Origin of the sequence: Bradyrhizobium sp. cir1, assembly GCF_014198245.1 — a bacterium.
GTDB lineage: Bacteria > Pseudomonadota > Alphaproteobacteria > Rhizobiales > Xanthobacteraceae > Bradyrhizobium.
This window is the reverse complement of sequence record NZ_JACIHE010000010.1, coordinates 256,886-267,511: the sequence shown is the minus strand read 5'-3', so window position 1 is coordinate 267,511 and position 10,626 is coordinate 256,886. Positions and strand designations below refer to the sequence as shown.

Annotated in this window: 11 protein-coding genes; 1 reads left to right on the top strand and 10 read right to left on the bottom strand. The window is 64.3% G+C overall.

The genetic code is table 11. From position 1 onward, the window contains the following. The 10 genes from GGD63_RS21955 to GGD63_RS21905 form a co-directional block, all read right to left on the bottom strand. Nucleotides 1–1,096, bottom strand: a 1,096-nt coding sequence (locus GGD63_RS21955; protein WP_183245228.1) for an integrase core domain-containing protein, incomplete at its 3' end; no start/stop codon positions are given. A 213-nt stretch (nt 1,097–1,309) separates the two neighbouring features. After that, nucleotides 1,310–1,519 carry a hypothetical protein gene (locus GGD63_RS21950; protein WP_183245227.1) on the bottom strand — a complete coding sequence of 70 codons (210 nt, stop codon included), beginning with the start codon at nt 1,517–1,519 and terminating at the stop codon, nt 1,310–1,312. A gap of 194 nt (nt 1,520–1,713) precedes the next feature. Further along, nucleotides 1,714–1,980: a hypothetical protein gene (locus tag GGD63_RS21945; protein ID WP_183245226.1), complete on the bottom strand. Its 267-nt coding sequence runs from the start codon at nt 1,978–1,980 to the stop codon at nt 1,714–1,716. A 1,530-nt stretch (nt 1,981–3,510) separates the two neighbouring features. Further along, nucleotides 3,511–4,989, bottom strand: coding sequence for an Asp-tRNA(Asn)/Glu-tRNA(Gln) amidotransferase subunit GatB (gene gatB, locus GGD63_RS21935; protein WP_183245225.1), 1,479 nt, complete (start codon nt 4,987–4,989; stop codon nt 3,511–3,513). Beyond that, a complete protein-coding gene (locus GGD63_RS21930; protein WP_183245224.1) occupies nt 4,986–5,288 on the bottom strand; it encodes a hypothetical protein in 303 nt (100 codons plus the stop codon). The genes gatB and GGD63_RS21930 overlap by 4 nt, the downstream gene beginning before the upstream one ends. After that, a complete protein-coding gene (gatA, locus tag GGD63_RS21925) occupies nt 5,279–6,754 on the bottom strand; it encodes an Asp-tRNA(Asn)/Glu-tRNA(Gln) amidotransferase subunit GatA (RefSeq protein WP_183245223.1) in 1,476 nt (491 codons plus the stop codon). Before gatA ends, GGD63_RS21930 begins: the two co-directional genes overlap by 10 nt. After that, on the bottom strand, nt 6,751–6,963 hold the full coding sequence (locus GGD63_RS21920) for a hypothetical protein (protein ID WP_027547180.1): 213 nt from the start codon (nt 6,961–6,963) through the stop codon (nt 6,751–6,753). Before GGD63_RS21920 ends, gatA begins: the two co-directional genes overlap by 4 nt. A gap of 17 nt (nt 6,964–6,980) precedes the next feature. Continuing rightward, nucleotides 6,981–7,268 (bottom strand): Asp-tRNA(Asn)/Glu-tRNA(Gln) amidotransferase subunit GatC, encoded by a 288-nt coding sequence (gene gatC / locus GGD63_RS21915; RefSeq protein ID WP_008548395.1) that lies wholly within the window; start codon nt 7,266–7,268, stop codon nt 6,981–6,983. A 168-nt stretch (nt 7,269–7,436) separates the two neighbouring features. Beyond that, nucleotides 7,437–8,513, bottom strand: coding sequence for a nitronate monooxygenase family protein (locus GGD63_RS21910; protein ID WP_183245222.1), 1,077 nt, complete (start codon nt 8,511–8,513; stop codon nt 7,437–7,439). Between the two features lie 68 nt (nt 8,514–8,581). Continuing rightward, nucleotides 8,582–9,559: a nitronate monooxygenase family protein gene (locus GGD63_RS21905; protein ID WP_183245221.1), complete on the bottom strand. Its 978-nt coding sequence runs from the start codon at nt 9,557–9,559 to the stop codon at nt 8,582–8,584. 97 nt (nt 9,560–9,656) lie between these two features. Here GGD63_RS21905 and GGD63_RS21900 point away from each other — a divergent pair, with 97 nt between their 5' ends. After that, nucleotides 9,657–10,547, top strand: coding sequence for a LysR family transcriptional regulator (locus GGD63_RS21900; RefSeq protein ID WP_183245220.1), 891 nt, complete (start codon nt 9,657–9,659; stop codon nt 10,545–10,547). The last annotated feature ends 79 nt before the right edge of the window (nt 10,548–10,626 follow it).

Here is a 10,626-nt window from a genome sequence, read left to right as displayed (position 1 = left end):
GCATGAAGCTGACGAGCCAGATGCCCTCGTCGACCTCCTTGATGCCGAGCTTCTGGCCAGCCAGGACGGTTGAGATGTTGATCCTCTTGCGATGCAGGCAGAGGCGGCCGCAGGCAGTGACGACGACGTCGCGGTCGTGGAAGGGATAGCTCAACTCCGGCAGGCCGGCATAGGCCCGCGCTGAAGCCGTGTAGACCTCGGCAGGACACTTCATGCCGAGCGCCTCATGGGGGCGCTCGGTATTGAACTCGTGCACGAAGGCATCGAAGCGCTCCTGCTGTTGCAGGCTGTTGAAGCCAGGCGGCCTGGTGGCCTCCTTCTTGAGGGTGAGGTGCATGCGCTCGTGCCGGCCATTTTGTTGCGGATGACCTGGCTTGATGCGCTCGATGGCGATACCGAGGCGGAGCCACCATACCGAGAGCTTGGAAAGATTGAACAAGGCGTTGGGACTGGCAAACGGCACGCCATTGTCGGACCGAATGGCAAGCGGCAGGCCGCGCTCGCGGAACAGGCGCTCGAAGGCGGTCATGGCAGGCTCCTCGCGCGTGGAGTCGAGCGCCTCGCACAGCAGCAGGAAGCGCGCGGCATGATCGCTGACGGTCAGCGGGAAGCAGTAATGGCTGTTGCCAAGCTTGAACTCGCCTTTGAAGTCGGCGCACCAGACATCGTTCGGGGCAGTCCCTTGCGATAGCGACGTGCCGCGCGCGCGATGGCGCGGCCCGCCGCCCCGCCTGACCAGGCCGTGGCGATCGAGCACCGCATGAATGGTGCTTTTGGCCGGCACCCGGACATCGCCGTCGAGCCGTCGCACCAGGAGTTCGCGGATCTTGCGGGCCCCCCAATGCGGCTTCTCGGCCTTGAGCTGGACAATCAGCGTCTCGATCTGGGCCGGCAGTTGATTGGCGTAGCGAACCGGCCGCCTGGAGCGGTCGCTCAGCGCCTCCAGGCCATGTTCCTTGTAGCGATCGAAAATCTTGTAACCGGTCTTCCGGGAGATGCCGAACTCCCGGCAGACATCCGTCATGGCTTCCCCGTCCAACAGGCGGGCGACAAAGCGAAGGCGCTCCTCCATTACCGAACTCGCTTTCCACGGCATCCACACCTCCCGCAGAACAAAAGCGGAAAGTGTAACCCATGTGTTCGGTACGTTCTGTCACCTATGTCTCGGGCCGCTCAGCAGCAGCAGCATCAAGGTCTGTAGGTTCTTTCGTCTGAAAGCGACCGCCGAACGCCTGCGAAAGTCGCGCTTGGGATCAGCGCCACCGAGCTCAAGCCGATTCGCGATCACTCTATATATGTGTGTCCGCGCCTAGCGGCCGGACCGCCAGATGCGCCAGTGCGAGGGCGAAATCAAAACCGGCTCGTTGGTCCAGACGTTGAACCAGACGCCGGCCCTGCGGCGCGCCGGAAAGGTCCAGGGCACGATGCCTGTCTTGTGCGGCTGTCCGAGTTCCAGATCGCAATCGTCGGGCGCGATCTGAATCGGCAGCCATTGTCCATTCGTGTCACGGGCGTTCATTACGGGCCGGTTCTTAAGCGACTGCACGGCGACACCGTTGATTCAGCGCAACAAGGCTCACCCGTGAAAACACGGGGCCGGACGCGTTTCTCCACTTAAGGTGTTTTCGAGCGTAGCGGATAGCAGCCCGCGCAAGGAAGACGCATCAGCCAAGAGCCGGAGCCCCGCTCCGATCCATCGGAACGGAAATGACCCTAGTGGGCGGAAACCCAGGCCCTCGCCTCGCGCTGCGCGGCCGAGATCTCGGCATCCGACATCTGCCCGGCAACTTCCTGGCGGAGCGCGACGGCATCCTTGCGGCCCTTCAGGGCGGCGAGGTTGAACCATTTGTGCGCGGCGACGAGATCGACGAGGCCGGAGCGGCCGCTCGCCCAATAGATCCCGCGCTCGAACAGCACGTCCGACAGCGCGCTTGTGTCGATCGGCGTCGCCGACTCCAGATCGAAAGTACCCTGAAACATAACGCATCCCCTTTGTTCTTGTGCCGCCTCGTTCCCCCGAGCGCGGCTCCCGTCCAACTCTGATGTGCATGACCCTTTCCGGGATCACACACTGCTCAACTCCATCCCCATGCCGTTTGCCGGCTTGTTGGAGGCGATGATGGCGGGCAAATTTGAATGGCAGTTTAAGTATCGCGATGAAGCAGACGTAAACGCGAGGCCGCGCCATGGGCTCGGAGAATCCAAAAAGCGACTGTCTTGCAGGCACTTCTGCGATTCGTCAGACCCGGTTTACCCTGCGATTTTGGGAGAACGATAACCATCACGCGTGGTGGCGGACCGCGCCCGCCCCGTCATTCCCCGCCACCGGGTCTCGCCTTCGGCGAGCCCGATGACAGGCTCCGGCGGGGAATCCAGCACGCCGCGGCCCATCGATTCAACCACTACCATCTCGGCGTACTGGATCGCCCGGTCGGAGCCGGGCGATGACGCTGCGGATGGAGAAGCGTTGCGCAAACAGCGTGCAATCGGGCCTCGGCCCTCGCCTGCCCAAGGCAGCACGACAGATGCAGTGCGACCACGTCGCGGTCAGATCAGCAATGTCAGGAAAGGGGATGCCGGCAATACCCCGGCGTCAGGGAGAACGAGGGCGTCGGCGAACACGTCAGGACCAGATTCCACGTTGACCCGAAGGCCGCTTGCGGAATTGCGGAGCCCCGGAAGGGAGAACCGCACCGAACGAAGAAAACTCGTTTCTTCTGTCGGACCGTGAAAGAGAACGGCCCGACCGTTGACCTGATGTCTCGCCGACACCCTCTATCGTCGACCAGAACCTCTGGGAGGCGCTGATGACGTGCCGGCTGCTTTAAGAGCCGGCAACTTCAGAAGCGAAGTTACTTCTTCTTCTTCGCGACCTTGCGGGTCTTCTTCGCAGTCTTCTTCACTGCGCTCTTCGCCTTCTTCGCCTTCTTCGCTTTCTTGGCCATGTTGCCCTCCGATGTGTGAGATGGCTTTAATCGCTGCGTGCATTCGGGGATCGAATGCACTCACCCCGAATACACCAACACGACGAAAAAAACATCTTCTCACTTAAGGAAGTGTTGACGGCGCGGTGCGCGTGCGCCAGCCGCGCTTGATTTGCCGACACGCAGAGACAGGCGTCCGCGATTGCAAATGCTTCTCGCAGCATCGACGTCGTCAAGCGACGCGATTGCAAAAAAACTCTATGCAGCAAGTATTATTCTGTGCGCGCACATCACGCGTGATCAGTGCGACGAAGCACGCTGCAAAGCGCTCGATCGCCTCGCGGAGGCGAGTCGCGGACTCTGAGTCGCGAATTTTGGCAACGAAATTATTTTCATGCTTAACGGCGGAAGCGCTCGTCAGAGCGTGTGCAAGCCGCCGTTTTGCGCGAATCGCGCGAAGGCGATTCGGTGGCGCTGCGCGCCCTCAGCGGGTGATGTTTGCCGCCGACGATGCGCGCGAACGTCGCATCGCGAACCCGTCGCGAGGTGACGAAGCGTATCCGTCACCTCCTTCGAACGCGCGACGTCAGACGCCGAGCTTGGACTTGAGCAGATCGTTGACGCTCTGCGGGTTGGCCTTGCCGCCGGACGCCTTCATCACCTGGCCGACGAACCAGCCGAGCGACTGCGGCTTGTCCTTCACCTGCGCGGCCTTGTCGGGATTGGCCGCGATGATGTCGTCGACCACCTTCTCGATCGCCGAGAGGTCGGTGACCTGCTTCATGCCGCGGCTTTCGACCAGCGCGCGGGGATCGCCGCCTTCCTGCCAGACGATCTCGAACAGATCCTTGGCGATCTTGCCGCTGATCGTGCCCTCGCCGATCAGGTCGATGATTGCAGCAAGCTGCTCGGCATTGACCGGAGAGCCCGTAATATCCCGGCCTTCCTTGTTGAGACGGCCGAACAGCTCGTTGATCACCCAATTCGCCGCCATCTTGCCGTCGCGCGCGCGGTTGGCGAGCTTGTCGAGCACCGTCTCGTAGAACACCGCGCTCTCGCGCTCGGCAACGAGCACGCTCGCGTCATAGGCCGACAGGCCGAAATCGGCGACGAAGCGCGTCTTCTTCTGGTCCGGCAACTCGGGAAGCTCAGCCTTCAGCTCGTCGACGAAGCTTTGCGAGAACTCCAGCGGCAGCAGGTCGGGATCAGGGAAGTAGCGATAGTCGTGCGCCTCTTCCTTGGACCGCATCGAGCGCGTCTCGCCCTTGTTGGGGTCATAGAGCCGTGTCTCCTGGTCGATTTCGCCGCCGTCCTCGAGTATCTCGATCTGGCGCCGCGCCTCGTACTCGATTGCCTGGCCGATGAAGTTGATCGAGTTCATGTTCTTGATCTCGCAGCGGGTGCCGAGCGGCCCGCCGGGCTTGCGCACGGAGACGTTGACGTCGGCGCGCAAGCTTCCCTTCTCCATGTCACCGTCGCAGGTGCCGAGATAGCGCAGGATCGAGCGCAGCTTGGTCACATAGGCCTTGGCCTGCTCGGCATCGCGGATATCGGGCTTGGAGACGATCTCCATCAGCGCCACGCCGCAGCGGTTGAGGTCGACAAAGGACATGGTCGGCGACTGGTCATGCAGCAACTTGCCTGCATCCTGTTCCAGATGCAGCCGCTCGATACCGATGGCGGCCGTCTTGCCGCCGTCCAGTTCGACGACGACCTCGCCTTCGCCGACGATCGGCGACTTGTACTGGCTGATCTGATAACCCTGTGGCGAGTCCGGATAGAAATAGTTCTTGCGGTCGAACACCGAGCGCAGGTTGATCTGCGCATTGAGGCCGAGACCGGTCCTGACAGCCTGCCTGACGCATTCCTCATTGATCACGGGCAGCATGCCCGGCATCGCCGCGTCCACCAGCGACACGTGGCTGTTCGGCTCGCCGCCGAACGTGGTGGAGGCGCCCGAGAATAGCTTTGAGTTCGACGTCACCTGGGCATGGATCTCCATGCCGATGACCATCTCCCAGTCACCGGTGGCACCTCTGAGAAGCTTGTGCGTGGCCGTGCTCATGTCTTGCTCCCGAGCAGCGTGGCAGCGATCCGCTCCCACTCCGCTTCCAATGAATCCTTTGCCGCGACCTGACCGGCCTGGCGGTACCAGTAGCCGGCATTGCCGAGATCGCCTTCGACGCGGTGCAAATAGGCGTGCACCCAGGCGGCGTCGCGGCTGTTGTCATCCTGAACGATCTTGTGCGCCTGGTCCCAGTCGCCCTTGGCGGCCCACCAGAGACCTCTAAGCGGCGCGTTCAGCTCCGGCGCGGGCGCCGCGCCGTCGAGGCTCACGATGAATGCCGCGACATTCACCACCACCTCGCGGGCGTGAAGCGGCCGGCCGCCTGCTCGATCACTTCGCCGAGCGAGAACAGCGTCTCCTCCTCGAACGGACGGCCGATCAACTGCAGGCCGAGCGGCAGGCCCTGCGCGTCCTTGCCGGCGGGCACGGCGATGCCGGGCAGGCCCGCCATGTTCACGGTCACCGTGAAGATGTCGTTGAGATACATCTCGACCGGATCGGCGCCGCCCTTCTCGCCGATGCCAAAGGCCGCCGACGGCGTCGCCGGCGTGAGGATGGCGTCGACGCCCTTGGCGAAGCAATCCTCAAAATCCTTCTTGATCAGCGTGCGCACCTTCTGGGCGCGCAGGTAATAGGCATCGTAATAGCCGGCCGAGAGCACGTAGGTGCCGATCATGACGCGGCGGCGCACCTCTGCGCCAAAACCTTCGGCGCGGGTGTTCTCGTACTGCTCGATGATGTTCTTACCCTGCTCGCGCAGGCCGTAGCGGACGCCGTCGTAGCGCGCGAGGTTGGATGAAGCCTCCGCCGGCGCCACGATGTAATAGGCCGGCAGCGCGTATTTGGTGTGCGGCAGCGACACCTCGACGAGTTCGGCGCCGGCCGCCTTCAGCCAGGCCGCGCCCTCGCTCCAGAGTTTTTCGATCTCGGCCGGCATGCCATCGAGACGATACTCCTTGGGGATGCCGATCTTCATGCCCTTCACGGACTTGCCGATCGCAGCCTCGTAATCCGGCACAGGGATATCGACAGAGGTCGTGTCCTTCGGATCGTGCCCGGCCATCGAGCGCAGCAGCATCGCGGCATCGCGCACGCTGCGCGCGATCGGTCCTGCCTGGTCGAGCGAGGAGGCAAAGGCAACGATGCCCCAGCGCGAGCAGCGGCCATAGGTCGGCTTGATGCCAACGGTGGCCGTGAACGCCGCCGGCTGGCGGATCGAGCCGCCGGTGTCGGTCGCGGTCGCGCCCATGCACAGCAGCGCCGCCACGGCCGAGGCCGAGCCGCCGGACGAGCCGCCCGGCACCAGCGTCGTGTTGCTTCCGTCACGCCGCCAGGGATTGCCGACGGGGCCGAAGCAGGAGGTCTCGTTCGCCGAGCCCATCGCGAACTCGTCATTGTTGAGCTTGCCGAGCATCACCGCGCCGTCGCGCCAGAGCTGCGAGGTCACGGTCGACTCGTAGGTCGGCACGAAATTGCCGAGGATTTTCGAGCACGCCGTGGTGCGCACGCCCTTGGTCGCGAACAGATCCTTGATGCCGAGCGGGATGCCGGCGAGCGGGCCACCCTCACCCTTGGCGATCTTTTCGTCCACGGCCTTCGCCATGTCGCGCGCGCGATCGGGCGTCTCCATCACAAAGGCGTTGAGCACGCGCGCAGCTTCGATCGCGGAGAGGTGCGCGTCGGTCAGCTCGAGTGACGTGAAAGTCTTGTCGGCGAGACCCTTGCGGGCCTCGGCGAGCGTCAGCGATGTCAAATCGGTCATTTATTGATCGGGCTGCAGAAGAACGGAGACAGGGTCTTGTCGTTGGCCGGGTCGTCTTTTTTGGCGGCGGCTTTCGCGGCTGCCTCGATCTCGTCGAGCACGGCATTGACGGCGACGTTGGGATCGGCAGCCTTGCCCTGCCGCTCCATCTTGTCGAGGTAATTCATGTAGGCCTGATAGGCCTTCTCATCGTCGCAAAGCAGGCACATCGGACCACTCTCGAAATTTACTCGACGACCTTCGGCACCAGGAAGAAATGCCCCTCGGTCGCCGGCGCATTGGCAACGATATCGTCGGCGATCTCGCCGTCATTGACCACGTCCTGCCGCTTCTTCATCTGCATCGGGGTGACCGAGGTCATCGGCTCCACGCCCTCGACATTGACCTCCGAGAGCTGCTCGACGAAAGCGAGCATGGCGTTGAGCTCGCCCTGCAGATGCGGAACCTCGTCCTCGGAAACCGCAATGCGCGCCAGATGCGCGATGCGGCGGACGGTAGCGGCGTCGACGGACATTATATAAGGCCTCTCACGGCAAAACCTATGTGCCGTATAGCAGAGGCCGCTTTTGCGCCGCAACCGGCGCCGGGCGCATGATCCGGAAAAGTGCGCAGCGATTTTCCGGAAAGATCATGCGCAAACAATAACCTAAAGCGCGATGATCCTCCTGGATCTCATCGCGCCCTATCCGGCCAGCGCTTTCAGGCGAGCCAAGGCCGATTTGGCCAGATCCCGGGTCAATTCGGCCGCAGGCACCTCGCGCCCGAGGGCAATCGCCTGTCCGGCCCAGAGATTGGTGAAATCCACCCTGCCCTGCTTTTCGGCCGCCGCCTTCAGCGGCCCCAGCGCGGTCGCCGCATGGGGGAATGGCGGCGCATCCGGCGAGACCGGGCCGGCCTCGCGCATCAGGCGGTTCTGCACCCCGCGCGCCGGCCGGCCGGTCATGACATTGGTGATGACGGTGGAATCGTCCCGCGCTTCAGCGAGCGCCTTGCGGCCGCCCGCGCTGACCTTGGATTCCGGACAGCGCAAGTAAGCGCTGCCGATCTGCACGCCGGAGGCGCCGAGTGCGAAGGCCGCAGCGATGCCGCGCCCGTCCGCAATGCCACCCGCCGCGATCACCGGCACCTTCACGGCATCGGCAACCTGCGGCACCAGCGCAAACGTGCCGGGCTGCTCGGCGATCTTGTCGGTCAGGAACATGCCGCGATGGCCACCCGCCTCGGCGCCTTGCGCGATCACGGCATCGACGCCGTGCTGCTCGAGCCAGACCGCTTCCTTCACAGTGGTGGCGGACGAGATGACGAGGGAGCCCGCCGCCTTGACGCGCCTCAGCAGCGCCTGCTCCGGCAGGCCGAAATGGAAGCTGACGACCTCCGGCTTCAGCTCCTCGACCACCTCGCAGAACGCCGCATCGAACGGCGCGCGGTTGGCCGCGGCGATCGGCGCCGCCGGATCGAGACCATGCTCGGTGTAATAGCCCGTCAGCCGCTGCTTCCAGCGCGCTTCGGCCTCCGCCGTGAGCTCGATCGGCGTGTGGCAGAAGAAGTTCATGCTGACCGGCGCCTTCACGCGCTGGCGGATCAGGCCAACCTGCTCGCGCGCCTTCTCCGCCGAGATCATCGCGCAGGGCAGCGACCCCAGCGCCCCGCCCTGCGCAGCCGCGATCACCAGCTCCGCATCCATCACACCGGCCATCGGCGCCAGCACGATCGGGAATTCGGTCTTGAAGAGATCGATCAGTCGACGGTCAGGCCACATGGTTGTTCTCTCTCGTTAGCTCTCTCTTACCCTCCCCTGGAGGGCCCTCCAGAGGAGGGTAAAGAATTCTACGCCGCGACCACCGAGTTACGCCGCCCAGCAAGAAGCTGCTCCGCTTCAATCGAAATCCGCTCGACGATCTCCGCTGCCGGCGGAATATCATGGATCAGCCCGACCGCCTCGCCCGCAATCACCGCGGCGACGTCGAAATTGCCCGCCGCCTTTGCCGCCGCATACTCCGCCGCGACTGCGGCGACATTCTGCATCAGCTCGACTTCACGGCCGATCCAGCGCCGGGCGTGGTCGTTGACCAGACACCGTCCCGTGAACGGCGCCGGCCAGACATTGTTGCGGGAGAGATCGAAGATGATGCCGCGCACGGTCGAGCCGCTACTCGCCGCGCAGATGCGCCGCTTGGCCTCCTCCGCGCCGTCGGCCTCCTGGCTGGCATAGAAGCGCGTGCCGAGCAGCACGCCGCTCGCACCCAGCATCATCATCGCAGCGAGCCCGCGGCCGTCAGCGATGCCGCCGGCCGCAACAACGGGCACACGGCCCGCGGCGAGATCGACGATGGCAGGCACGAGATCGACAGTAGTGCGTGACGCACCGTGACCGCCCGCCTCCGTCCCCTGTGCAATCAGGATGTCGGCGCCGGCATCGAGCGCCTGCCGCGCCATCGCCTCGTCCTGTACCTGGCAGATCAGGCGGGCGCCGGTGGATTTGATCCTTGGCGCGAACGGCGCGGGATCGCCGAACGACAACATGATCGCGGATGGCTTTGCGTCGAGCGAGACATCGAGAAGCTCGGGCTTTCTGGCGAGGCTCCATGTGATGAAGCCGATCCCGAACGGCGCACGCAGTTCGGCGAGCTTCGCGGTCTCCTGCTCCAGCCACGCCCTCTCGCCATAGCCGCCACCGAGAATGCCGAAGCCGCCGGCGCGGCTCACGGCTGTCACGAGCCGGCTGCCCGCGATGATATCCATCGGCGCCAGCAGGATCGGATGCCTCATCTGAAGCAGCGTGGTCAGTGACGTCGCAAGCGGCATGATCCCTCCCTGATCTGGACAGCGAGACTAGGGGCGACTAGTTTTCTCGAAAAATGAATTGTTGCGAACGCTGCCATCTCAAAAGCGAAACGGCACCATGGAACTCAGCGACATCCAGACCTTTGCCGCTGTCGCCCGCACCGGCGGCATCACCCGCGCCGCGGAAGAGCTCAACACGGTGCAATCGAACGTCACCCAGCGCGTGAAGGCACTGGAAGCCGAGATCGGCACGCCGCTGTTCGAACGCCACAGCCGCGGCATGACGCTGACCGGCGCCGGCAAACGTCTCCTCCCCTATGCGCAGCGAATGGCTGCGCTGTCGCGCGAGGCCGTGCTCGCCGCGCGCGACGACGGCGAGCCGAAGGGACCGCTGGCGATCGGCTCGATGGAGACGACGGCAGCCGTGCGATTGCCGCCGCTGCTCGCCGATTTCCACCGCCGCTTTCCCGCTGTGCGCCTCTCGTTACGCACGGCAACCACGGCCGACCTCGTCGCCGGCGTGCTCGAAGGCACGCTCGATGGCGCCTTCGTCGCAGGTCCCATCGCGCATGCCGATCTCACCGCGACCAGCGTGTTCCGCGAGGAGCTGGTGCTGGTCAGCGCGCGGCGCTGGACTTCGCTGGCCGAGCTGCGCGCCGGCACGCCGGAGTCCGGTCCGACCGCGCTGGTCTTCCGTACCGGCTGCACCTATCGCCAGCGGCTCGAGCAGGTGTTCGTCGAGTTCGGCTGGCCGTCGGCCGCACGCTTCGAGCTCGGCACGCTCGACGGCATGATCGGCTGTGTCGCCGCCGACATGGGCGTGACGCTGCTGCCGCGCGCGGTCGTCGAACGCAGCGCGATGAGCGGCAGCGTGTCGATCCACGCGCTAAGCCCCGCGCATGCGCGCGTCGAGACGCTCTTCATCCAGCGCGGCGCCGGACATCGATACAGCGCGCTGCAAGGTTTCATCGCCTGCCTGAAGAAAGACGACGACGTCATCGCAGCCTGACGCAGCGCGAACGTTCCACGCCACGAAATTCGTCACAAATCTATCGCGTTTGAATCAATCCGCGCTGCGTCCTGCCATC

Excerpts from the sequence above, each read along its gene's own strand:
- GGD63_RS21945 (WP_183245226.1), bottom strand. The coding sequence starts at position 1,980 with ATGTTTCAGGGTACTTTCGATCTGGAGTCGGCGACGCCGATCGACACA.
- gatB (WP_183245225.1), bottom strand. The coding sequence starts at position 4,989 with ATGAGCACGGCCACGCACAAGCTTCTCAGAGGTGCCACCGGTGACTGG.
- GGD63_RS21920 (WP_027547180.1), bottom strand. The coding sequence starts at position 6,963 with ATGTGCCTGCTTTGCGACGATGAGAAGGCCTATCAGGCCTACATGAAT.
- GGD63_RS21910 (WP_183245222.1), bottom strand. The coding sequence starts at position 8,513 with ATGTGGCCTGACCGTCGACTGATCGATCTCTTCAAGACCGAATTCCCG.
- GGD63_RS21900 (WP_183245220.1), top strand. The coding sequence starts at position 9,657 with ATGGAACTCAGCGACATCCAGACCTTTGCCGCTGTCGCCCGCACCGGC.
- gatA (WP_183245223.1), bottom strand. The coding sequence starts at position 6,754 with ATGACCGATTTGACATCGCTGACGCTCGCCGAGGCCCGCAAGGGTCTC.
- gatC (WP_008548395.1), bottom strand. The coding sequence starts at position 7,268 with ATGTCCGTCGACGCCGCTACCGTCCGCCGCATCGCGCATCTGGCGCGC.
- GGD63_RS21905 (WP_183245221.1), bottom strand. The coding sequence starts at position 9,559 with ATGCCGCTTGCGACGTCACTGACCACGCTGCTTCAGATGAGGCATCCG.
- GGD63_RS21950 (WP_183245227.1), bottom strand. The coding sequence starts at position 1,519 with ATGAACGCCCGTGACACGAATGGACAATGGCTGCCGATTCAGATCGCG.